Here is a 21,250-nt window from a genome sequence, read left to right as displayed (position 1 = left end):
TCATTCCGCCGCCCCCAACAATTGGCCGACACGGCTAAGGAAACGAGGGTGCCAATAAATCCTGGGAAGCGGTCGGTTGTTCGCAAGAATATGAAATCCGCCACGCACAACATAGGGTTCGGTCACACGCTCCCGAATGCGAAGAGTGCTGCTGTTGCCACTTTCTAGGTCAGCCCATTGATACAGCGCTTTGCCTGCTTCCAAAAGAACTGAATCGGCACTTTCCGTATCAAGTTCCTCGAAGACCACATCTCGGTAGCGGCTCCACTCATCAACAAGGCGGTCTTCATACTCCTCCATTTCTCCCGAAACCAGAAGGTTTTGGCGAGCCCAGGAGGACCGTTGCTCGAACGCTCGGTAGTAATCCAGGATGGCGTTGCGAATGCGGTTCGAGGCAATGCCAATTTCTCGCAGTTGCACAACGAAAAGTCGCGGGTCGTTGTCTGCATCGATTTCTCCAGCGGGAACCTTCCCTCTGAATGTGATTGGGAGGTTGTCGGACTTGTACTCCTCCGAAAATGCGGAAAGCTTGTCCGAAATCTCGTAGCCGACGATGGCGTCTGCGCGCTTGCCGACTAATAGGTTGACGATGGTGTCATTCCACCAACCTTCGAGACGCTCGAAGATGGCGTCTCGGTTTTCGCGCCGGATGCTGCGCATGTGCTGGTCTTTGATGATTGAAGGCACATCCTCAATGCGCGGTCCGCCATCAAATATCACGATGCGCGAAAGAAAATCATCCTTTTCATCATCGTTGAGTTTATGGAACTCGACGGCGATTTCACCAATGAGCTTCGATTCTGACTTGGCAAGAGCATCGGCGGCAAGCTGAGACAACGACACGGCATCTTCATCTTCTGCCGGCGGTTCAGGCAGGAAGCGTCGCAAGAACGAGGTATTTGAAACAGTGCCCGTCGAAAACAGGAAGAAGCGGAGACTCGCCTCGCTGCGCCCATCACGGTTATAGCGGGCCAGCCAGATTCGGACCGACTTCCAGAAGTCCGTCGACAGATCCGTCAGACGATCACCGACTCCCTTGTGCTTGAGCGAGGCAAGTGTTTTGACGCCATCCTTATCGATGAAGTCAAGATCATCGTCTTTTTCAATTAAAACCGATGTGCTCTCCGGCAACTGCAAGAGCCTAAGCAGTGCGAAGCGAGGCTGATAGATGTATCCCAGCCCCTGCTCTCCGGCGGAATACTGGTCGGTGGAAGCCTCTCCCATGCTCTAGCCCCTATGTCGATTGTTCTTCGAACGAGCAGTCAGACGTGACATGAAGGGATTCAAGCTTGCACCAATTTTGATTGGCTTGCGTCGGTCGCATCCCCCTGATGCCAAAGTCATTTCTGCTCACTTTTTATTAATGGTAACAAAACGATTCCTTTGATGGGGGTTATTAGGTAGTCGGGAGGGGCCCTTGGACAAGGTTGTTGCATATGACAACAGTCTGTGCATCCCGGCGTACCGCCGTCGGGCTCGCGGGCGTTGCCCCACGCCTCGTACCGAGTCGCGGCCATGCGGCTTTGATCCCTGACGCCTCCGGCCTCTACTTCGTTCTTGGCCTGCGCGCTGCGCTTGCCAATGCGTGCCTTCGTTGAAGGTGGGTTGGGTGGTCTTGCTGTGTCCCTTTACCGTACCACGGCGTGCTCGCCGTCAAGGGCTACGCGCCTCTGGCGCTTGCGGCCCGTGGCCGTCTGTGACCCCTGACTGCTTGCGCTGCGCCGTGCTGGCGTCGGTTCCGGGTAATTCCGCCCGAGTAACCGGAGAGCAATCATGAACGACAAATCACACGTTTCGCTGGAACAACACGCCTGCCTGGTCTGCGGCATCGCCTATGACACCGGCAGCATTCTGCTCGACAAGCGCCTGCGAGCAAGTCTGGAGCGCCACACGACGACAGGCTGGGGCCTGTGCGCCGAACACCAGAAGCTGTCCGATGACGGCTTTGTCGCACTGGTCGAATGCGACCCACAGCGCAGTGGCAAGGCTTCAGGCGCTGATCGTTTGAAACCGGGACAAGCCTATCGAACAGGCCGACTGGCTCACCTGAAACGCGACGTGTTCGCCGCCATGTTCAACGTACCGATCACAGCCGATCAGGCCTGCGTCTTCGTCGAGCCCGGCGTGATTGAGCAGCTTCAGACGATGGTGGCACCGGCGTCAGATTGATCGCTTGATGTAAGCATCCAGTGCGCCGTTCCCGCTGACTACGGGGACGGTGTTTTTTTGCTGCATCTGATGTCGATTCCTGTGGCCCTGCGGAACTGCCCGCTGCGCTTGCCCTCTAGGGGATCGGCTGGTCAGCCCATCCCCGCCGCACTCCGTTTGGCGCCCCTGCAATGCAGCCGAACAGGCGTTGCCTGATCGGCCAGTTCTTCATGCTCATTTCGCGCGATGCGCTTGGCCCACCTCCAACCAGGCGTGTCCCTGTTGGCAGGCACACGCAGGGGCGCTCGCCGCGCGGCGTGGGTCCGTCGCATCCCTGTTGATCTTTGGCCGTAGGTCGCTCATCCGTCTTATCCCTCCTTCATCACTGATCCCGCGACCGTAGCCCGCGGTGCCTGGTCGTCAAGGCGCGCAGGGCCGTGTCCTCGCCTGCGGCTGCGGGCCGCACCACCCCTGCGCTTGTTCCTTGACAGCCAGTCCCCGCTGGCCCGGTTCTTCGCGGGCGATGAACTCAGGAAAGACGGCGACGCATGACGGTTATGGCGACCCGCCCAGGTCATTGCGCCGAACCCACCGAAGCCACACCGGGCTCCGAATCTTGGAATCCGGTTGGTTTTGGAAACCACAGGAGGGCAGTGCATGCAGACACCAACAACGTGAATCGACATCGAAGTCTTGTTTCTTATTTCTCTTTGTTATTAACGTCCCTCCAGGGACAGGAGCTATCACCATGAATACCGCTACCCTTGAAGAAACGCAGGCCTTGCAGGCTGCCATGCCTGCACAGGACATGCGCCTTGTGCCGTTGACGCAATTGCGTTCGCGTCCCTCCATGCGCAACGTGCGCAAGAGCCGACGCGCCTCCATTCCCGAATTGGCCGCCAGCATCCTGCGCGTGGGCCTGCTGCAAAACCTCACCGTCGTGGTTTCCGTCGACGGCCAGCACTACGAAGTCGTGGCGGGTGGGCGTCGTCTGGCGGCGCTCAAGCTGCTGGCAAAGCGCCGACGCATCGCCAAGGACTATCAAGTGCCTTGCCTGCTGGTGGCCGATGCATCGGCCCGCACGGCCAGCCTGACAGAAAACGTGCAGCGCGAAGCCATGCACCCGGCTGACCAGTTCGAAGCTTTCGCGTCACTGGTGGCCGAGGGGCGACCGGTCGAAGACATTGCGGCGGATTTCGGGGTCACGCCCTTGGTGGTGCAGCGGCGTTTGAAACTGGCCAATGTCTCGCCGCGTCTTCTGGAGGATTACCGCTCTGATGCCGTCACACTGGACCAGTTGATGGCGCTGGCGATCACCGATGACCACGCTGCACAGGAAGCGGCGTTCTATGACGCCCCGCAATGGCAACGCAGCCCTCAGGCCTTGCGGGAGCATTTGACCCATGAGGAGATCGATGCCAGCCGCGATGCGCTGGCGCGTCTGGTGGGTATCGAGGCCTACGAGGTGGCGGGCGGCGGTGTGCGGCGTGATCTGTTCTCGGACGCACAGCAAGGCGTTTACCTGACGGATTCGGCCTTGCTGGATACCCTCGCGCGGGACAAGCTTGCCGCCGTGGCGGATTCCATTCGCTTGGAGGGCTGGAACTGGGTGGAAGTGGCACCGCGCGCCACCCATGCGGAATTGCACGCATTCCAGCGTGCCCGGCGCACGCGCCGCGACCCGAATAAGTCTGAGGCCAAGCGCATTGCCAAGCTGGAAGCCAGGCAGCACGAACTGCAGGACCGGCTGGACGATGAAGATTCCGATCTGCCGGATGAAGAGGTGCAGGCACTGCATGAGGAAATCGACCGGCTCGGCAACGACCTGGAGGCCATCGAGCAGGGCTTGACCGTCTATGCGCCGGATACGCTGGCGCTGGGCGGGGCCGTGGTATCGGTCGATCACATGGGCGGCGTGGTGGTGCATCGCGGGCTGCTGCGGGAGGAACAGGCCAAGGCAATGCGGGCGCAGGAGCGGCAGGAGGCGGGAGAAATGGACGGCGGCGCGGAAGAGGGCGCGGAACAGCCTGTCAAGTCCGGTATTTCGGAGAAGCTGGCGAAGCGCCTGAGTGCGCACCGCACGGCAGCCTTGCAGGCTGAGGTGGCACGCCATCCCCATATTGCACTGGTGGCCGTGGTGCACCGGCTGGCGCTGCGGGTGGTGCTTGATGCCTACCGTTCGGAGGGATCGCCGGTCAACATCAGCGCGTCACCACAGGATGGGCTGGACGCCCATGCACCGGACGTGGCGCAATCGCGTGCCGCCATCGGCATCCGGGAAGTCCGGCAGGCTTGGGCGGACCGCCTGCCCCAAGACCCGGATGCGCTGTTTACCGAACTGCTGGCCTTCCCCCAGTCTGAGCTGTTGTCGCTGCTGGCGGTGTGTGTGGCTGCGACGGTCGGTGCTGTGACTGGGCGGGAGGGTGACACACCTGCCGTTTTGCTGGCGCAGGCGGTGGGCCTGGATATGCACGACTGGTGGACGCCCACCGTTGTGGGCTACTTTGAACACGTCTCCAAGGCCAAGACGCTGGAAGCGGTGCAGGTGTTCGCGCCGGAGCAGGTCAGCCGGCTGGCCAAGCTCAAGAAGGTAGAACTTGCCAACGAGGCCGAGCGACTGGTGGCTGGGACGGGATGGTTGCCGGCGATGTTCAGGGGCGCGGAAGAACCTGACACCGAGGTGCAGGCCGTGTCGGCGGTTGAAGCAGAGGCCACCGCTGCGGATGCAGATCACGAGCAAGAGCCCGCGCTGGCGTAAGCACGAAGCCCTGGTCCTTTGGATTGGGGCTTGAACCCCAACAGCGCGGCGCGCGCGGCACACCTGCCGCGCGCGTTTTGACTTCCTGCAGCCACCACACCCAACACCCCTTCAGCGTTGCCCCAGTGGGCAATCGCGGTGAACAGCGGTATCAAGCCCAGCTACGCTGGAGAACGCCAGAGTGGGTTGGTCGTGCGGCTCACCCGCACGAGGATCGAAAGCTGTTCCGGTCATCCCGTTTTGTGCGGATGTTCGGAACGGATTCACTTCGACAACCTTTCAAAAAAATACCCATGAATCACCAAGGCGTTAGTGAAATATCCTTTGAAGAAACCTATTGCGTGCCGCCCGAGCAGACGGCACGGGCATTGTTTTCCAGGCTTCCGCACGGAAGCGATTACGCGGAGCGACTGATTGAATGTCTGGCGACCGGGTACCTGGTCGCAGTCATTGAGTCCATCTGCATCCGCGAGATGCAGCAGCATGTAGACGCCGCCACCGAAGTGGTGGTGGGCCGGACGATCCAGTTGGAGCACAAGGGGCCGATCCCGCCGGGATCGTCGCTGAAGCTGCGCGGGTGGGTGGAACGGCTGGGCGAACGAAGTGCAACGTTTTGCGTTCAAGTTTCCGATGACCACGAAGTCGTTTGTGAGAGCTCGGTCACGTTGGTCGCGGCACAGCGGGCGCCGATGGAATCTCGAATCGCTGTGAAGCTTGGTGCACTTGGGGTCAGCCCTGCTGGGGACTCGCCTGGCGGTGCGCGCGGCAGGTGTGCCGCGCGCGTTGTGACTTCCAGCAGCCAGGAGGCTGAAACGTCCTGAACACGCCCCACCGCTGGGCGAGGCATCAGAGCGGGACTGCCTTTGCTGCGCCAAGTTATGCAATGTCGCACCGTCCTCAATCGTCGGGCAGATCGCCATGGACGATGTCCGGTCACCGACAGGCCATCCACCGTGCCCGAACTGACCACGCCGAGACCGATCCAGCCAGCACTGATGCGGTGGGGTATTCATCCTTGTTGCTGGGAAACTAACCTGAACTGCGTCTGGGTACGTGCCGGGATACGTCTTTGCGGTGAAGTTGTCTGGGCCATGCGTCCTTGAGGGTCAGGATCGCACCCACAGCGGCCTTGTATTTGTCGTGAATCCTGGCGCGGGCACGGCTTCGCCTCGGGCTTATTCGCTGCAACCGTCCGGCCCAAACAATTTCCCCGGCACGGTGTGCCTTCCTCGCGAAACAAATTCTTTGGGCTTACCGGTCCTCCACTGCGTTGCGGCCGCCTTGCGGTGCAGCGCGCCCGGACCCGCGCCTGTCGGATCACGCCAAGGCCGCAATGGTTGCGACCTGGTTAACTTCTAAAGGACTTCATCATGGCCAACATCGGCAATTTCACCGCACAAGGCAACAGCTTCTCCGGTACGGTTCGCACCCTGACGCTGAACGTCAAAGTCAAAATCATTCCCAACGACAAGCAAGGCGAGAACGCCCCAGACTACCGCATCGTCGCTGGCAACTACGAGATCGGTGCGGCGTGGAAGAAAATCAGCAAGGCGGACCGGCCTTACCTGTCGGCGACCCTGGATGATCCGTCGTTCCCGGCGACCATCTATGCCCGACTGGTTGAAGCCGAGGACGGCACGCACAACCTGATCTGGTCGCGCAGCAAGGGCGACTGAGCGTCGCCCCGACGCCCCGCCTTGCGGCGGGGCGTTTTACGAATCCCGACAAATTAGTGGTCCGCCGGATGTTGCGGGCCTTTTTTACGTGCAACCTCCTTTGCTGATTGACGGGTTTGCGGATGTGTGGCTTTACGCAGTCAAGTCAATCCGGATTCGTGCATGGACGCAAAGTCGCTATTACGGATATACGGTTTTGTGGGTTTACGCAGATGCGTGAAAGTGGTTTTGTGTTTCTGAGGTTTTAAGTAAAGACGCATTACCGGTTTGACGGATTTACTGGCGTCCCCCGGCGATGCCGGGTCGGGCTGTCGTGCTGTGCATCGAGCCACCGATGGCGTCTCGCCCCTTCGGGCTCCCATCCCTGACGCCTGCGCGCTTCGCTTGCTTGGTTCGATACGTATCACACTGGAGCGGAGGGGCTGGCTTGCTGTTCCCTTCAACGTACCACGGCGTTCTCGCTGTCAAGGTCTGCGCGCGCGTTGCGCACTGGCGTCCTGCGGCCGTCTGCGAACCCTGACAGCTGCGCTGCACCGTGCTTCTCCCGGTCTCGGGCAATTCCGCCCTGATTCCTTCCAAGGAGAAGACCATGTCAAATCTCATTACCGACGCGCAACGCGCTCAGTTGCTGGCCAACGGCCGACAATCCCTCGCTGACGAGGGTTTCGATCCATCACCGGTGGTCAAGCTGTTCACACCTGATGCGGGTGCAACCTGGCTACTGACCGAGATTGATCCAGACGATGCCGACCATGCATTCGGACTGTGCGACCTGGGGCTCGGCTTTCCCGAGCTAGGCTATGTGAGCCTGGCTGAACTCGCTACCCTGCGCGGCCGTCTTGGACTGCCGGCAGAGCGGGATCTGCACTTCAAGGCAGACAAAACTATCAGCGCTTATGCGCGCGAAGCCCGGATGTCGGGCCGCATCGTGGCGTAGGCGCCACCGGCATCAACCGTCGTTCGGCGGTTGATGCCATTCCATCGGAAGCCTGGCTTCCGTTTCCAACATCAGTTCACCGGCGCTGCGGCCCAGCGCCCGGGCGATCTTGAATACCAGGGCTAGTGTGGGCATATGCTCGCCACGCTCGATCTTGCCCATGTGCGAGCGTTCGATTCCTGCCAAATGCGCCAGCGTTTCCTGGGCGATACCGTCTTCGGTTCTCACGGCCCGAACCGCTGCCCCGAACGCTTGCGCAGGCGCGGCTTCAAAGGTCGTCGCCCCTGTCGGTCTTCCTCGCTGGATCACACGCTTCTGCATGGGCAGGAGCGTCGTTGTTTAGAACAATTTAAACCACGTTATATTTAACTCATTTGCTCTGAATCCAAACCTCCATTAAAGTGGGAGGGCGCAGGGCGGTTTTAAAACAATAAATTTCAAAAACGATTCTTTGGATGCGCCATGACCTACCTTACTGAGACACAGCGCACGCAAATGCTGGCCAATGGCGCCGCGCGTGCGCGTGGCGAAATCATCGATCCCTATCCCATCGTCAAGCTCCATACTCTGGACGCTGGTGCCGTATGGCTGCTGGTGAGTCTGGATGCGGGCGGTGATCAGGCCTATGGACTGTGCGATGCGGGGACCGGGTTTCCAGAGCTGGGCACGGTGAGCCTTTCCGCATTGGACGGCGTACGCGGTCCACGCGGCCTGCGCGTCGTGGCTGATTCCCACTTCAAACCGCGTCAGTCGCTGTCGGCCTACGCAGCCGAGGCGATGCGGGACGGATCGGTCAACGACTGACTATTGCGGTAAGCGCATCCATCGAATTTGATGCGCGCAATGTGTAACGGATCGCGTAACAATTTCCAATGGAATTTGTGGCATCCTCCCCAAAACACAAAAAGGGAGTTATTGCCATGACGAGTCATCATCATCCAGCCGATAGTTCTGCGCCCTGGCGCGCTGTGGCTGCGTACCTCTACACGCTGGACCTCGACGGCCCCTCGCTCGCATGGGAATACCTACGGCGCCATTCTGGCTATCAGGCCGATTGGCTCGGTCGGCAACGCCACGCCTCAGTGCTCCGCTGGGGGTTGCAAAGTAGCCGAAAACCCGGGGTTCGATGCGCGCAGGGCACACCCGCGCTGGTCGGTAGCGGCTGACGCGCTGCTGCAAGTACGCGCCGTCCGCGAGCACGATGTAAGCGACCCGCCCGTCTTCAGCCTCTGGAAGATTCCCGGGCGCAAGCGCGTGGTACATACGGGCGAACAACTGAGCTTTACCGCAGAGCATGGACAGCATCGCCTACGGGCGTTGCTGTCTACTGCGCTGGCGGACGGTTCGGCCTACGGCTTGGCCGTGCCGCTTGATACTCACCTGCGCACGCGATTGAGCGGGTACCAGATGCAGGCCAACGCCATCCAAGGGAAATGGCCTTCTGTTGACGCCAGAAGAATTACTCGCGCTTCCTTGCTGCACCTGCACGCCCTGCAGGCGCTTGATGCATCGCAGGCGGGCGCTCAACATCGCGATATTGCCGTGGCTCTGTTCGGCGCTGATGCCGTGCGCATGCGCTGGACGGCGGATGGCGAACTTCGCGCGCAGGTTCGCCACCTTCTGACCCGTGCCGAGGGCTTCATGCGTGGTGGCTATCTGGCCTTGGCTGGCGTGCGCCAGCAGCACATTGATGTCCCCTGCAGTGCCCCCGGAGACGAACCCGCGCGCTGAATATCTCCCTTCGCAGTTGTCCCCTGTTTCCCGAGACTCCCTCCATCTGGCGGCATTTCGCTGCCAGGCGATGACCGTCGATGGAGTCCTTCATGGCAACTGCGAATTCCCTGCCTTTGCGTCCCTTACCTGGGGCTGCGCAGCCGTCTGCTGCAGTACCCGGCAACCCCGAGTTCCTGACCAATGACGAGGCCGCAGCCTTTCTGCGCCTCTCGCCGCGCACGCTGGAGAAGCAGCGCGTTCTCGGCGGTGGCCCGCGTTATCGGAAGTTCGGTGCGCGTGTGCTGTACGCGGTGGGCGATCTGCGTACCTGGGCCGACGGCCGTGCTTACGGCATGACCTCTGATCCGGGCAGCCCGCAGCGGGCCTCGGTGCGTTGAGTTGGCTTTGATTCAGTGTCAGATGCACGAACAGGATCGTGGCCATGGTCAAGCCCTTGAGTGAACGCGACCAGCTCATGCTGTTCCGCGCACTGCCGGGCGGTGACATGGCCCCGCGTGATGCGCAGGACCTGATGGCCTACCCGTTCTTCTCGTTGGCCAAGTCTCGCAGGGTGGTTCCGATACGCTTTGAGGCCGGTGGGGTGAGCTTGACGGTCGAAGGTGTACCAGAGCATGGCATCGCGACCATCTGGGACGCCGACGTGTTGATTTGGGCGGCCAGTCACATCGTGCAGGCGCGGGATCAGGGCCTGCGTACCTCGCGCCTGATGGCCGCGACGCCGCACGAAATCCTGACCTTCGTGCAGCGTGGCACCGGCTTCAAGGACTACCTGATGCTCAAGGCGGCTTTGGACCGGCTGCAGTCCACCACGGTGGCCACCTCCATCCGCCAGTCTGCGGGGCGGCGCATGCACCGCTTCTCCTGGATTAACGAGTGGAAGGAACTGCCCGGCGCCCATGGCCGGGCCTACGGTATTGAGCTGATCCTGGCGGACTGGTTCTATGCCGGTGTGATGGAGGATGCCTTGGTCCTGACCCTGGACCCGGCCTATTTCAAACTCACGGGTGGCTTCGAGCGCTGGCTGTACCGCCTGGTGCGCAAGCATGGGGGCCGACAAGTGGACGGCTGGCGTTTCGACCTGCGCCACCTGCATCTCAAGTCGGGCAGCTTGCAGCGGTATGCGGACTTCGCCGTTCAGTTGCGGCGCCTGGTGCACCGCCAGTCACTGCCGGGCTACTGGCTCTCCATTGAGCACGTGGGCAGCACGGACTGGCTCCGGTTCCGCTGCTGGTCGCATCTGTCCCAGCCCGACTTATCCACAGGCACGGGTGACAAGTCGGTGGACAAGCTGTGTCCGGACTCGGGAATCACCCGCACGCCATTCGGGGAATCGCCCGCAAACGACACGGGTAATCACACGTGCGCATCGACCGCCAGCCCATGCCCAGCAACGGTTTCGGACCTCCTTAACTCTTCTAACTAAAGACATAACTATGGATAAAAGAGGAAATGTCGCTGCTCAAAAAATGAGCAGCGCTGAATCCGAAGGCATCGAATACCGTTTGTCAGAGGGAGTCAAGCCACCCGGCAAGGTGATCGCACTGCTCAACCAAAAAGGCGGGGCCGGCAAGACCACGCTGGCCACACACCTTGCAGGCGAGTTCGCCATGCAAGGACAGCGCGTGACGCTTCTGGATGCCGATCCGCAGGGGTCTGCGCTGGACTGGGCGCAACGGCGGGCACAAAGCGGGCAGGATCGCTTGTACGGCGTGTTTGGCCTGGCGCGAGACTCCTTGCACCAGGAAGCTCCCCTAATCGCCTTGCAGGCGGATTTCGTCGTGATTGATGGTCCACCCAGGGTCGCAGCACTCGCACGCTCCGCGTTGCTGGCCGCGGACCTGGTGCTGATCCCGGTGCAGCCCAGCGCCTACGACGTCTGGGCCAGCCAAGAGATGGTGCAGCTCATTGCCGAAGCGCGGGTGTTCAGGCCGCAGCTTCGCGCAGCCTTCGTGATCAACCGGCGTGTGGTGGGTACGGTGATCGGGCGTGAGTCGCGTGCGGCGCTCGCCGATCAACCGTTTCCGGCGTTGCAGGCGGAAGTCTCACAGCGCATCGTGTTTGCCGACAGCGTGGCTGCGGGCCGGCTGGCGTTTGAAGTGGCTCCGAGCTGCGCAGCCGCGCGCGAGATCGCGGCGCTGGCGCAGGCGGTACGGGAGATGCTGTTATGAGCAAGCCACAAGTATCCAATTCGCAGCGACGGGCACCGATTGGCCGCAGGCCCGGTGCCGATCCAGCATCGGCCTGGGTGCAGCAGGTCGATGCGGTGATGGCAGCCGCAAAAGCATCGGTCTACACGGCACGGCTCACCATCGATGTCACACCCGCAATGCGTGGACGCATCAAGGTTGTGGCGTTTCAGCGTGGCATTACGGCCGTTGAGATGTTGCGCGAGATGCTGGAGCGTGAGTTTCCTGAGGCGACGCCATGATGCAGCCGAGCATGCAAGTAGTGGGGCAGGTGACGCGGCCCGAGTTGCAAACGCGCAGAACCGTACCCATGCAGGTTTCCCTTGCCTTCGTGGAACGGCGGGTGAACGTGTGGCTGCGCTTTGGTTGGCCTGTCCGCGAGACCGTTCTGAACCGCTGGCGGCGCGTCGCGGTGTTTGAGCCTGGCGCGGTCTGCTGTCGTGTGAAGTGGATTGCCAATGACTACGGCACCACGCTCTGGCAGTTGATGGTGTTGCAGGCACCCACGCAGTTTGACGGCGCACGGCGTATTGCGGGCGTGGTTCCAGGCGCGCGCGTCCTGCTGCGTGCCGACGGCGAACAGCAAGTCAATGCAGTGCTTGCCGTGGTTGACGCCATGGAACGCCTGGGCATCGATCCATGTGCCGTGGCCGTGACGTACTGGAGTGGGGTCGGCAACCCGCTTGCTGCACACCAGCCGTTGCCCGAGTACACACTCGAACGGCATGCTGCGCACATTGCGCGTGGAGCGCTGCAATGAGGCGGGCCGTCGTGATTCTCTGCATGGACATCGGCCTGGCGGCGCTGCTTATGCCGTTGGCCGTGCCGCACCGGGCGCAGATCGTCTACAACCCCAGCGACAGCGTGCCGCGTGGCTGGTACCGCATTGGGCCTGCCGACGCGCTGCAGGTTGGGAACATCGTGCTGGCCCGACTTCCGGCACCTGCCACTGCGTTGGCGGCGCAGCGCGGCTACCTGCCAGCGGGTGTTCCCTTGCTCAAGCGCGTTGGTGCCATGGCACCGCAACGGGTGTGCATCGATGGCATGTCGGTACGCATTGACGATGTGGTTGTGGTCGCCGTGATGCGTGCCGATGGGCATGGTCGTCCGCTGTCTGACTGGTCGCAGTGCAGACACCTGGTGCGCGGTGAACTGTTTCTCTTAAGCAATACCAATCCGGCGTCGTTCGATAGCCGTTACTTCGGCCCCATCCGTGCGTCGGACGTGATTGGCAGTGCGCAGCCACTGTGGACCTGGAGTGCGCCATGATGGTGTTGTCCATGGTGCGGATGTTTTGTCGCCAGCGTGCAGTGATCGTTGCGTTGGCGCCGCCCATTGGGCTATTCGGCGCACCCCGTGTGCGGTTGGCGCGGCGTCTGAGCTGGGCACCTTGGGGACCGGGGAAGACAGAGGGCAAGATAAAAGGGCCGGCACGTGCCGAGCCGCTAAGCCAGTCTGCACGTGGGTTGGGCGCGGCACGGCGGCTTGCAGCCTGTGTGTCGCCAAAGAACGCAAACCCGCAGAGCATCAGGGTTGGCGGCGTGCCGCTTTGGATGCGATTCGCTGCATTACGCTGGAGCTTGTGCCGTGGCATCTCGTGACGATGACCGTTTCAAGGTCAAACCAGGAGCACCCAAAGGCGGTGCCGGTGCAGGTAACGGACAGCGTTCGCAGCGATTTGTATCGCAGGTGCTGAAGCAGGTTTCCAAGGCGGGGGCGATTGCTTCCGGCGTGCGTGGTGCGCGGCCTGCATCGACTTTCGGACGAGGGCGCGTCGCAGCGGGCAGGGCGGGCCAAACGCTGACGGTGACTACCCGGCGCGTGGTGATCAAGTCCCGCTATGTCGTGCTGAAGAAGGCAGGGGCCAAATCTGTTTCAACGCATCTGCGCTACATCGAACGCGATGGCGTGACACGCGACGGGCAACCCGGCCAGGCCTATGGATCTGAGACCGACACGGTCGACCTCAAGGCCTTCGAGGAACGCGGTAAGGGCGACCGGCACCAGTTCCGCTTCATCGTTTCGGTGGAGGATGCCGGGGAACTGGAAGACCTTCGCGGTTACACGCGCGAGTTCATGCAGCGCATGGCCACCGACCTGGAAACCCGGCTGGACTGGGTGGCCGTTGACCACTGGGATACCGACAACCCGCATACCCATATCGTGTTGCGTGGGCGGGCAGGGGAGGGTAAAGGAAAGGGTCAGGACCTGGTGATTGCACCGGACTACATGGCGCACGGCATGCGCATGCGTGCCAGCGAGCTGGCGACCGAATGGCTGGGGCCGCGTACCGAGCTGGAGATCCGGCAGGGTTTGTTGCGGGAGGTAGAGCAGGAGCGGCTGACGAGCCTGGACCGGGCGCTGTTGCGGCAGGCCTCCGTGGATGTTGTGGACCTGACGCAGGAACCCAAGGACCGACAGCGCCAGACCCTTCTCCGTGCCCGGCTGCAGCGACTTGAGACGATGGAGCTGGCCGAGCGAATCAACGCGAATCGCTGGAAATTGCCCCCAAACATGGAACAGACGTTGATCGGCATGGGCGAGCGCGGCGACATCCTGCGCGCTATGCAAAAAGCTTTGAAGGGGCAGCAGCGGGAGTTGGTGTTGGAAACGGAACTGGCAACCCCTGTCATCGGCCGTATAGCGGCCAAGGGCCTGGCCGACGAACTGAATGACCGGGGCTATTTGGTGGTGGATGGCATTGATGGCCGTGCGCACTACGTCCGCTTGCCGGTCAGCGCTGACCTGACCGCACTGCCGGTGGGAGGCATTGTGGAAGTGAAGGCCGCTGGAGGAGAACGAGCAGTGGACCGCAACATTGCAGGTGTTGTGCGCGAAGGTCTGTACCGTAGCGCTGACCATCTTGTGCAGCTTCGACAGGAAGGTGCAACAGACCCACAAACTGCGGTCGATGTTCACGTGCGTCGGCTCGAAGCACTGCGCCGGGCTGGCATCGTGGAGCGGGTGACTGATGGCGTTTGGCACGTACCGCCTGACTTCTTGTCGCGAGCACAGGCACATGATGCGCAGAAGACTGCAGGAGTCACCATTGAGTTGCGCTCGCACCTATCGATTGAACAGCAAGTGCGCGCCCAGGGCGCGACGTGGCTGGACCATCAAATGGTGGGGGAGGCCAGAGATCTGCCGCCAAAGGGCTTTGGTGCTCAGGTGCACGATGCCTTGCAGGACCGAATGGGTTTTCTGGTCGAGCAGGGCTTGGCCGAGAGGCGCGGTTCGCATGTGTTTTTGGCGCGCAACCTGCTTTCCACCCTGCGAGACCGGGAGCTGACCGAGGTGGGCAAGGTGATTCAGAAGGAGGCCGGGCTAATTCATCGTCCGTTGCGCGATGGCGCGCGCATAAATGGCGTTTTCCGCCGTTCTGTTCAGCTTGCCAGCGGGCGCTTCGCGATGTTAGATGACGGCGTGGGATTCAGTCTGGTGCCGTGGCGGCCAGTGGTGGAGCCGCGACTGGGACAGCAAGCGTCGGCTATCGTGCGTGGTCAGTCGGTGACTTGGCAGCTAGCGCGGCAACGGGGGCTCGCAATATGAGTATGGTGCAACACTTTCGCAGCATTCCACAGTTCAGCGTTGTCATCGGAGATACTGGGACCGCTGCGGAGTTCCATGCGAGCCTGACATGACGATATCAAACCCTACAGAAGTTCAAGTATCGGCCAGACGAATAGTGACGGCCGAAGTAGCGATCATTTCCATTAGGATGTCTCGGGCGAAAGTCTCAGCGTAGTCGTTTCGCGCCACTGCGGTGTCAACTGCGCCCTTGATGTCTCTCGCTATAACCGCCTCCACCTGCCGGATATGGAGGTCGCAAATCTGTTCAACATTGTGACGGGTTGGATGAAAATACAGGAAGCGGCGTGCCAAGGTCTGCAGCTTCGAATAAAACTCGGCAGCATAACTGTTGCGAGAGGCTTCGCCAAGAACACGCGTCAATGCGAAATGCAGGCGCATATACATGCGCATGTCCTTCGACTTCTTCAAGTTTTCAAGCTCTCGTGCAATCTGCTGGAGTGACGCCAGTTCCTTTGCATTGGCCCACTGCGCGGCTTGCGCGACGATCAGCCGTTCGATCTCACGCCGCGCCTGAATGACCTTAAGCTGCCCCTGGTAATCAACATCGGAAATGAAGACGCCCTGGCGTGGCGCAATACGTACCAGACCTTGGTACGCCAGCTTCTGCAGAGCCTCGCGCGTGGGCGTGCGCCCCAGACCGATGGTTTCGGCCAGCGCGATTTCAGACCATTGACTGCCCGGCGGCAGGCCGCCAATAACAATCAACTCCTCCAGCGCGCAGTAGGCTTTCTCGTTCTGAGTAACCGTCGTTCGGGCGAACAGGGTGTCGGATTCTTCATTGGGCATGGGTGGGCAGGGCGATGGCGGCGAAAGTTTCGCGAAGTACATCTTTTAACACTTTTCCAGTTGGATTTTTGGGCAGCTGCGGTACGAATACATAGTGTTTCGGCCGCTTGAAACGAGCGATGCTGGCGATGCACAGCGCATTGAGCGCCGCCTCGTCTACCGACGCGTCCGCATGTCGGACCACGAAAGCGGTGACCGATTCGCCCCACTCGGTGTCCGGCACGCCGATCACCGACACCTCTTCCACCGCGAGGTGGCGCAGCAGTACCTCTTCGACCTCGCGTGGGTAGATGTTGGTGCCCCCGCTAATGATCACGTCCTTGGACCGGTCCTTGAGGTGCAGTAGGCCCCGCGCGTCCACCAGACCCACGTCGCCGGTGCGCAAGGCGCCGTTGGGCAACGTCTGGGCGGTGGCTTTGGGGTTGTCCCAGTATCCGAGCATCACGGTCGGGCTACGTACGGTGACTTCACCCGTGGCGCCCGGAGGGACGGGTTGACCGTCTCCGTCGAGGATGTCGATATCTACCGTCGTCTGCGGGTAGCCCACCGAGGCCAGCATTTCGTCGTCGCCGGTTGTGACCGCAGCGGCTATGTGGTCCGCACCAATTGCGCTGATAGTCATTGGCGTCTCGCCTTGACCATACACCTGCGCGATGCGAGGGCCGAAGCAGGCGACGGCGGCCTTGATGTCCTCCACGTAGAAGGGCGCGCCTCCAGTGAGGATGCAGCGCAGGCCAGGGCAGCATTCATTTCTGGCCGCGAGCTGCAGCGTTTTGGCATGCTGCACCATGCGCCCCACGATGGTCGGTGCAGCGAAGAGACTTGCGCGCCGGTAGTGGTTCAGCAGGCCGAATAGTTCGGGTTCGTCAAGACCTCCGCTCGGTGCCACTACCTGCAAGCCGCCGCGCAGGAAATAGGGAATGCTGTAAATACCGCCGCCGTGTGACATCGGCGCAACATGCAGCAGCACATCGTCCTCGTCAATCGCCAGTACGTCGGCGGAGAAATTCAGCGCCATCATTGCCAGATTAGCATGGCTGAGCATGACACCCTTGGGCCGCCCCGTAGTCCCGCTGGTGTAGAAAAGCCAGGCCACTTCGTCGTCGCCGTCACGCACAGGATCGACCGCCATCGCGGGGCCGGCAAGTGCGCTACGCCAGGACTCGCCGCATACGTCCACGAGCTGCAGTCCTGGAATCAATTTGACCGTGGCACACAAGGACTCGTGCAGTTCACCATGCGACAGGCATACACGCGAGCCGGAGTTTTCAAGCACGTAGGCGATCTCGATCGGATGCAGCTTGTTGTTGACCGGCACCGCGCACAGCCGTGCGTGCCAGATGGCGAGCAGCGCCTCAGCGTACTCGGTGCAGTTCTTCATGGCCAGTGTCACGCGGTCTCCTGGCTCAAGCTTCAGGTCTTCGCGCAGCCAGCGCGCAAGGGCGCGCACACGCAGGTCCAGTTCGGCGTAGCTGAGGGCGGCGGCGGATCCTAGCGCCAGCGCGGGCCGGTCTCCGAACATGTGCACGCTGCGTTGGAATAGTCGACTCAAATGCATGGAGTTTTTCCTGTGGTGTTCTTTGGGGCTCAGCGGCCCAAGATCGTGATGCAGGTCACTGCTTCCTCAACGCCGTTGAAGCCGCCCCCGTTCTCGGCAATGGCGAAGCGCGCGCCCTCAACCTGCCGCGCGCCAGCTTCGCCGCGCAGTTGCGTGACCATTTCATGCACCTGCGCCAGTCCAGTCGCGCCGATCGGGTGCCCGCGCGAGAGCAAGCCTCCGTTGACGTTAATCGGAATACGGCCGCCGAGTGTGGTGACGCCGGCCTCGGCCATCGGGCCACCCTCGCCGAAGGCACAGAAGCCCAGAGCCTCGGTTTGCTGGATCTCGGCGAAGGCCGTGGCGTCGTGGACTTCAGCCAGCGACATATCCTGCGGCCCGACACCGGCTTTCTCATAGGCTTCGAGTGCGGCTAAGTGGCACAGGTGTTGGTCATAACGGTCGACCTGGCGTTCTGTGGCGGTGCGAAGCACGCTGGCGTAGACGCGTATCGCGCGCTCACGTCGCAAGTGTCGCAGACGGTTCAGGCCCGCTTCGTTGCAGACGATGGCGGCGGAAGCACCGTCGCCGATAGGTGCGCACATTGGCAGCGTCAATGGCCACGAAACGGCGCGAGCCGCCAGCACCTCGTCGACGGTCAGCGGGTACTGGAACTGGGCCTTGGGGTTGCGCGTGGAATGCACATGGTTCTTGGCTGCCACGGCGGCGATCTGCCGTTGCGTGGTGCCGAAGGTCTGCATGTGCAGGCGCGCTAGGCTGGCATAGATGTCCATGAACACGCTGCGCCGTCCCGGCTCCACATAGTCGGCGGGCGGTCGCACGCCCGGTGCGAGTTCACGCAGAGCCTGGGCCTGCTCCTTCGCGGTATGCACGTCCCAAGCGCCATCGAACACTGCAAAGCTCTTTTCTTTGTCCGCCGAAAACAGTTTGTCCACGCCCACCACGAGGCAGATATCGCCGCCGCCTGCAGCCACGTACCATTGCGCCGCGTTGAGCGCCGTGCTGGAGCTGGCGCAAGCGTTCTCCACGTTGGTCACCGGAATGCCCGTTATGCCTATGGCCTTGAGTGCGATTTCACCAGCCACCATGTGCTGGCCTTCGATGGCACCCTGGCCGGCGGTGGCGAAGTAGGCGGCCTGCAGATCGTGCGCCTCGCAGCCAGCATCTTGCAGGGCCTCGGTGACGGCCTCGCGGACCAGGTCCTTGACGCTTTTATCCGGCTGCTTGTCAAACCGGGTTATGCCAACGCCGGCGATATGGATGTTTTGATGGCTCATGCTGCTGCTCCTAATGTGATGATGGATTCGACCTGCTCGCGCTGGGCGAGAAGTTCTTCAGTGCTGCCCGACCAGGCGACGCTGCCGTGGTCCAGCACGTACTGGCGCTGTGCCAGGCGCATGGGCACCCTGAGGTTTTGTTCGACCAGCACGATGCCGGTGCCCTGTCGGTGCACTTCGGCAAAGACGCCAATCAGTTGGCCGACGATGACTGGCGCCAGGCCTTCGGTGGGCTCGTCAAGCAACAACACGCGCGGGTTACCTAGCAGGGCGCGCGCGATTGCCAGCATCTGCTGTTCCCCGCCCGAAAGCTGGTCTCCACCGAAGGCGATCCGTTCTTGCAGGCGCGGGAAGATCTCCAGCACGCGCGGCATGGTCCAGTAGCCGGGCCGGTGTGCCAGCGCGCCGATGCGCAGGTTCTCCTGCACCGAGAGGTTGGGGAAGATGCGGCGCGTGTCGGGCACCAGAGCCACGCCCAAACGGCTAATGCGCTCCACGGAATCGCGCGAGGCATCCTGCCCGTCGATCATGCGCCGCCCGTGCATCAGAGGCAGCAGGCCGGCCAAGGTCTTCAACAGGGTCGATTTTCCCGCACCGTTGCGGCCCACGATGGCGACGATCTCATCAGTGCCTGCGTGCAGCGTCACTTCACTCAGCGCCAGCGCATGGCCATACTGCACGCTGGCCTGTTCAAGCGCGATCATGCCTCCACCTCTTCATCGCCCAAATACACAGAGCGCACCAGGGCGTTGTCGCGAATATCCGCAGGCGTTCCATCGGCGATCACGCGGCCCGCGGCCATAACCACGATGCGCTGCGACAGGCGCATCACCACATCCATATTGTGTTCAATCAGCAGCACGGTGCGGCCCACTGAGGCGACCTCGATGAGGTTTGTCGAGCTTTCGATCTCGTGGTGGCCCACGCCGGCGAGCGGCTCGTCAAGCAACAGGATGCGCGGGCCGGGCATCAGGGTGACGCCGAGTTCCAGGGCGCGTTGCAGGCCGTATGACAGCGTGCCGGCCACGGTGTCTCGGTGCGCGGTCAGGCCCGTGAGGTCGAGCATGGCGTCGATGCCCTGGGCCAACCGGCGGTCGTAGCGCGGCGCAAGCCAGAACGGCAGAAAGCGTCCATGGCCGATTTGCGCGGCAATGCGCAGGTTTTCCAGCACGGTCATGTCAGGAAAGATCTTGGTGATCTGGAAGCTGCGCCCGATGCCGCAACGCGCACGCTGGTGTGGCGACATGCTGGTGATGTCCACGCCTTCGCAGACGATGCTCCCGCTGTGACGCATCAGGCGCCCGGCCAGCACGTTGAGAAGAGTTGTTTTGCCCGCACCGTTAGGACCGATTAGACCGTACACGCCACCGCGGTGGAAGTTGTAGCTCACGCCGTCGACAGCCTTGAGCGCGCCGAACTGCACGCCCACGTCTGCGCAACACAATGCGATGTTACTCATGCCTTACGCTCCTGGGGTGGAATGGCGTGCGCTACTTGCACGATGGGCTTTGCTCTACAGGGCCGAACCATGCGAAGTCGATGCTGGATTTCGCCTAGCACACCGCGCGGGCAGTAGATCGTAGCCAGGATGAAAATCAAGCCTAGGATGCCGTACCAATACTGCGTCTTGCCGCTTAGCCACTCCTTGAGCACCTCGAACAGCAGCACACCGGCCACCGGGCCCCACAGCGTGCCAGCGCCGCCGAGCAGAGTCATAATGATTACATCGCCCGAGGTCGTCCAGTGCAGCATCTGCGGATTTACATACATCAGCAGCGAGGCCAGCAGTGCGCCGGCCAGCCCACTGATGCCGCCCGAGACCACGAAGGTGATCTGGCGCACACGCTGCACGTCGTAGCCGAGCTGCTCACAACGGATTTCGTTCTGCTGGATGCCAGACACCACGCGTCCAAAAGGAGAGGCCCGCAATACTGCCACACCCAGTAGCACCAGAAGGAAGATCGCGGCCACATAGCCGTAGAAGTTCAGCGAATTGAAGAAGTCAATGCCTGCCAAGGACGGGCGGTCCACGCCCGGCAAGCCGTCGGCGCCGCCGGTGAAGGAGCGCAGCTTGCTATCGGCCAAGATGTAGAGCAACTGCGACAGCGCCAGTGTGACCAGCGCGAAGAAGATACCCGAGACACGAAGCGCGAAGAAGCTGATGAGCCAGGCGCTTGCTGCCCCCAGCACTATTGCCGATAAAATCGCGGCCGAAAACGGCAGGCCAAGACGCTGAGTGGCAATGGCTAGCGCATAGCCGCCAATGCCCAGGAAACTCGCATGCCCGAACGACACCATGCCGAGGGCGCCGAACACCAAGTCGAAGCCCACAGCGAAGATGGACCAGATCATCACCAGCGTGGCCAGGTTGAGCAGGAAGTCGTCGTGCGTAACCAGCGGCAGTACCACGATCAGCGCGCATACCAGCGCGCCGACCCAGCGATCGAAGCGAGAATGATTCATGCGGCCCTCACATGGTGGCGGGGGCTGTGGATGGTATGCATGCAATTGAGTGCGCTCGCGTGCCAGACCATCCTCGAAATGAAATCGATGAGCTTATTACACATGGGAGATCTCCAATAGTGCCTGTAGAAACGAG

General features: G+C 61.7%; 22 protein-coding genes and 1 pseudogene. 15 read left to right on the top strand and 8 right to left on the bottom strand.

Features of this window, described 5'->3' with window-relative positions; translation table 11 throughout:
- A complete protein-coding gene (locus tag ACFQND_RS24265) occupies positions 1 to 1,224 on the bottom strand; it encodes an ABC-three component system protein (protein ID WP_377414922.1) in 1,224 nt (407 codons plus the stop codon).
- Between the two features lie 549 nt (positions 1,225 to 1,773).
- Here ACFQND_RS24265 and ACFQND_RS24260 point away from each other — a divergent pair.
- From ACFQND_RS24260 to ACFQND_RS24240, 5 genes are all read left to right on the top strand, one after another.
- The gene (locus ACFQND_RS24260) at positions 1,774 to 2,169 is read left to right on the top strand and encodes an ATPase (protein WP_377414919.1); all 396 of its coding nucleotides are present in this window, start codon (positions 1,774 to 1,776) and stop codon (positions 2,167 to 2,169) included.
- A 727-nt stretch (positions 2,170 to 2,896) separates the two neighbouring features.
- A complete protein-coding gene (locus tag ACFQND_RS24255; protein ID WP_377414916.1) occupies positions 2,897 to 4,906 on the top strand; it encodes a ParB/RepB/Spo0J family partition protein in 2,010 nt (669 codons plus the stop codon).
- Between the two features lie 293 nt (positions 4,907 to 5,199).
- A complete protein-coding gene (locus ACFQND_RS24250; RefSeq protein ID WP_377414913.1) occupies positions 5,200 to 5,727 on the top strand; it encodes a thioesterase family protein in 528 nt (175 codons plus the stop codon).
- A 549-nt stretch (positions 5,728 to 6,276) separates the two neighbouring features.
- A complete protein-coding gene (locus ACFQND_RS24245) occupies positions 6,277 to 6,582 on the top strand; it encodes a DUF736 domain-containing protein (protein ID WP_377414910.1) in 306 nt (101 codons plus the stop codon).
- Positions 6,583 to 7,171: 589 nt separating this feature from the next.
- The gene (locus ACFQND_RS24240; protein WP_377414907.1) at positions 7,172 to 7,519 is read left to right on the top strand and encodes a DUF2958 domain-containing protein; all 348 of its coding nucleotides are present in this window, start codon (positions 7,172 to 7,174) and stop codon (positions 7,517 to 7,519) included.
- A gap of 12 nt (positions 7,520 to 7,531) precedes the next feature.
- On the opposite strand, the gene ACFQND_RS24235 is transcribed toward ACFQND_RS24240, so the two are convergent.
- Entirely contained in the window at positions 7,532 to 7,840 is a 309-nt protein-coding gene (locus ACFQND_RS24235; protein WP_377414904.1) for a helix-turn-helix domain-containing protein, read from the bottom strand.
- A gap of 141 nt (positions 7,841 to 7,981) precedes the next feature.
- Between ACFQND_RS24235 and ACFQND_RS24230 the strand changes: the two genes are divergently transcribed.
- The 10 genes and pseudogenes from ACFQND_RS24230 to ACFQND_RS24180 all read left to right on the top strand — a co-directional run bounded on the left by ACFQND_RS24230 (position 7,982) and on the right by ACFQND_RS24180 (position 14,988).
- Positions 7,982 to 8,323 (top strand): DUF2958 domain-containing protein, encoded by a 342-nt coding sequence (locus ACFQND_RS24230; RefSeq protein WP_377414901.1) that lies wholly within the window; start codon positions 7,982 to 7,984, stop codon positions 8,321 to 8,323.
- A gap of 68 nt (positions 8,324 to 8,391) precedes the next feature.
- Entirely contained in the window at positions 8,392 to 8,685 is a 294-nt protein-coding gene (locus ACFQND_RS24225; protein WP_377414898.1) for a transcriptional regulator domain-containing protein, read from the top strand.
- On the top strand, positions 8,573 to 9,250 hold the full coding sequence (locus tag ACFQND_RS24215; RefSeq protein ID WP_449301361.1) for a DNA -binding domain-containing protein: 678 nt from the start codon (positions 8,573 to 8,575) through the stop codon (positions 9,248 to 9,250). The genes ACFQND_RS24225 and ACFQND_RS24215 overlap by 113 nt, the downstream gene beginning before the upstream one ends.
- Positions 9,251 to 9,342: 92 nt before the next feature.
- Positions 9,343 to 9,630: a helix-turn-helix transcriptional regulator gene (locus ACFQND_RS24210; protein ID WP_377414892.1), complete on the top strand. Its 288-nt coding sequence runs from the start codon at positions 9,343 to 9,345 to the stop codon at positions 9,628 to 9,630.
- Between the two features lie 44 nt (positions 9,631 to 9,674).
- Positions 9,675 to 10,478 (top strand): annotated as a pseudogene (locus ACFQND_RS24205) (replication initiator protein A); the annotation flags it as partial.
- 241 nt (positions 10,479 to 10,719) lie between these two features.
- Positions 10,720 to 11,421, top strand: coding sequence for a ParA family partition ATPase (parA, locus tag ACFQND_RS24200; RefSeq protein ID WP_377414889.1), 702 nt, complete (start codon positions 10,720 to 10,722; stop codon positions 11,419 to 11,421).
- Positions 11,418 to 11,681: a chromosome partitioning protein ParB gene (locus tag ACFQND_RS24195; protein WP_377414886.1), complete on the top strand. Its 264-nt coding sequence runs from the start codon at positions 11,418 to 11,420 to the stop codon at positions 11,679 to 11,681. The genes parA and ACFQND_RS24195 overlap by 4 nt, the downstream gene beginning before the upstream one ends.
- Positions 11,681 to 12,199: a DUF2840 domain-containing protein gene (locus ACFQND_RS24190; RefSeq protein WP_449301360.1), complete on the top strand. Its 519-nt coding sequence runs from the start codon at positions 11,681 to 11,683 to the stop codon at positions 12,197 to 12,199. Before ACFQND_RS24195 ends, ACFQND_RS24190 begins: the two co-directional genes overlap by 1 nt.
- The gene (locus ACFQND_RS24185) at positions 12,196 to 12,708 is read left to right on the top strand and encodes a S26 family signal peptidase (RefSeq protein WP_377414880.1); all 513 of its coding nucleotides are present in this window, start codon (positions 12,196 to 12,198) and stop codon (positions 12,706 to 12,708) included. Before ACFQND_RS24190 ends, ACFQND_RS24185 begins: the two co-directional genes overlap by 4 nt.
- A gap of 318 nt (positions 12,709 to 13,026) precedes the next feature.
- A complete protein-coding gene (locus ACFQND_RS24180) occupies positions 13,027 to 14,988 on the top strand; it encodes a DUF3363 domain-containing protein (RefSeq protein ID WP_377414877.1) in 1,962 nt (653 codons plus the stop codon).
- Positions 14,989 to 15,102: 114 nt separating this feature from the next.
- Here ACFQND_RS24180 and ACFQND_RS24175 read toward each other — a convergent pair whose 3' ends face one another.
- From ACFQND_RS24175 to ACFQND_RS24150, 6 genes are read right to left on the bottom strand one after another with little or no spacing between them, the layout of a single operon-like run.
- Complete coding sequence (locus tag ACFQND_RS24175) at positions 15,103 to 15,816, bottom strand: GntR family transcriptional regulator (RefSeq protein ID WP_377414874.1); 714 nt, start codon at positions 15,814 to 15,816, stop codon at positions 15,103 to 15,105.
- Complete coding sequence (locus tag ACFQND_RS24170; RefSeq protein ID WP_377414872.1) at positions 15,806 to 17,374, bottom strand: AMP-binding protein; 1,569 nt, start codon at positions 17,372 to 17,374, stop codon at positions 15,806 to 15,808. The genes ACFQND_RS24175 and ACFQND_RS24170 overlap by 11 nt, the downstream gene beginning before the upstream one ends.
- Positions 17,375 to 17,403: 29 nt before the next feature.
- A complete protein-coding gene (locus tag ACFQND_RS24165) occupies positions 17,404 to 18,651 on the bottom strand; it encodes a thiolase family protein (protein WP_377414869.1) in 1,248 nt (415 codons plus the stop codon).
- Complete coding sequence (locus ACFQND_RS24160; protein ID WP_377414866.1) at positions 18,648 to 19,355, bottom strand: ABC transporter ATP-binding protein; 708 nt, start codon at positions 19,353 to 19,355, stop codon at positions 18,648 to 18,650. The genes ACFQND_RS24165 and ACFQND_RS24160 overlap by 4 nt, the downstream gene beginning before the upstream one ends.
- The gene (locus ACFQND_RS24155) at positions 19,352 to 20,110 is read right to left on the bottom strand and encodes an ABC transporter ATP-binding protein (protein WP_377414863.1); all 759 of its coding nucleotides are present in this window, start codon (positions 20,108 to 20,110) and stop codon (positions 19,352 to 19,354) included. Before ACFQND_RS24155 ends, ACFQND_RS24160 begins: the two co-directional genes overlap by 4 nt.
- The gene (locus tag ACFQND_RS24150) at positions 20,107 to 21,114 is read right to left on the bottom strand and encodes a branched-chain amino acid ABC transporter permease (RefSeq protein WP_377414860.1); all 1,008 of its coding nucleotides are present in this window, start codon (positions 21,112 to 21,114) and stop codon (positions 20,107 to 20,109) included. The genes ACFQND_RS24155 and ACFQND_RS24150 overlap by 4 nt, the downstream gene beginning before the upstream one ends.
- Positions 21,115 to 21,250: the final 136 nt, after the last annotated feature.

The sequence above is a fragment of the Polaromonas aquatica genome (assembly GCF_042659145.1).
In the GTDB taxonomy this organism is placed as follows: domain Bacteria; phylum Pseudomonadota; class Gammaproteobacteria; order Burkholderiales; family Burkholderiaceae_C; genus Polaromonas; species Polaromonas aquatica.
Note: the sequence above shows the minus strand (reverse complement) of the source record. Positions and strands in the feature narration are given on the sequence as shown.

Bases quoted from the DNA above. Each gene is read 5' to 3' on its own strand.
- ACFQND_RS24265 (WP_377414922.1), bottom strand. From the start codon at position 1,224: ATGGGAGAGGCTTCCACCGACCAGTATTCCGCCGGAGAGCAGGGGCTG.
- ACFQND_RS24260 (WP_377414919.1), top strand. From the start codon at position 1,774: ATGAACGACAAATCACACGTTTCGCTGGAACAACACGCCTGCCTGGTC.
- ACFQND_RS24255 (WP_377414916.1), top strand. From the start codon at position 2,897: ATGAATACCGCTACCCTTGAAGAAACGCAGGCCTTGCAGGCTGCCATG.
- ACFQND_RS24250 (WP_377414913.1), top strand. From the start codon at position 5,200: ATGAATCACCAAGGCGTTAGTGAAATATCCTTTGAAGAAACCTATTGC.
- ACFQND_RS24245 (WP_377414910.1), top strand. From the start codon at position 6,277: ATGGCCAACATCGGCAATTTCACCGCACAAGGCAACAGCTTCTCCGGT.
- ACFQND_RS24240 (WP_377414907.1), top strand. From the start codon at position 7,172: ATGTCAAATCTCATTACCGACGCGCAACGCGCTCAGTTGCTGGCCAAC.
- ACFQND_RS24235 (WP_377414904.1), bottom strand. From the start codon at position 7,840: ATGCAGAAGCGTGTGATCCAGCGAGGAAGACCGACAGGGGCGACGACC.
- ACFQND_RS24230 (WP_377414901.1), top strand. From the start codon at position 7,982: ATGACCTACCTTACTGAGACACAGCGCACGCAAATGCTGGCCAATGGC.
- ACFQND_RS24225 (WP_377414898.1), top strand. From the start codon at position 8,392: ATGGAATTTGTGGCATCCTCCCCAAAACACAAAAAGGGAGTTATTGCC.
- ACFQND_RS24210 (WP_377414892.1), top strand. From the start codon at position 9,343: ATGGCAACTGCGAATTCCCTGCCTTTGCGTCCCTTACCTGGGGCTGCG.
- parA (WP_377414889.1), top strand. From the start codon at position 10,720: ATGAGCAGCGCTGAATCCGAAGGCATCGAATACCGTTTGTCAGAGGGA.
- ACFQND_RS24195 (WP_377414886.1), top strand. From the start codon at position 11,418: ATGAGCAAGCCACAAGTATCCAATTCGCAGCGACGGGCACCGATTGGC.
- ACFQND_RS24190 (WP_449301360.1), top strand. From the start codon at position 11,681: ATGCAGCCGAGCATGCAAGTAGTGGGGCAGGTGACGCGGCCCGAGTTG.
- ACFQND_RS24185 (WP_377414880.1), top strand. From the start codon at position 12,196: ATGAGGCGGGCCGTCGTGATTCTCTGCATGGACATCGGCCTGGCGGCG.
- ACFQND_RS24175 (WP_377414874.1), bottom strand. From the start codon at position 15,816: ATGCCCAATGAAGAATCCGACACCCTGTTCGCCCGAACGACGGTTACT.
- ACFQND_RS24170 (WP_377414872.1), bottom strand. From the start codon at position 17,374: ATGCATTTGAGTCGACTATTCCAACGCAGCGTGCACATGTTCGGAGAC.
- ACFQND_RS24165 (WP_377414869.1), bottom strand. From the start codon at position 18,651: ATGAGCCATCAAAACATCCATATCGCCGGCGTTGGCATAACCCGGTTT.
- ACFQND_RS24160 (WP_377414866.1), bottom strand. From the start codon at position 19,355: ATGATCGCGCTTGAACAGGCCAGCGTGCAGTATGGCCATGCGCTGGCG.
- ACFQND_RS24155 (WP_377414863.1), bottom strand. From the start codon at position 20,110: ATGAGTAACATCGCATTGTGTTGCGCAGACGTGGGCGTGCAGTTCGGC.
- ACFQND_RS24150 (WP_377414860.1), bottom strand. From the start codon at position 21,114: ATGAATCATTCTCGCTTCGATCGCTGGGTCGGCGCGCTGGTATGCGCG.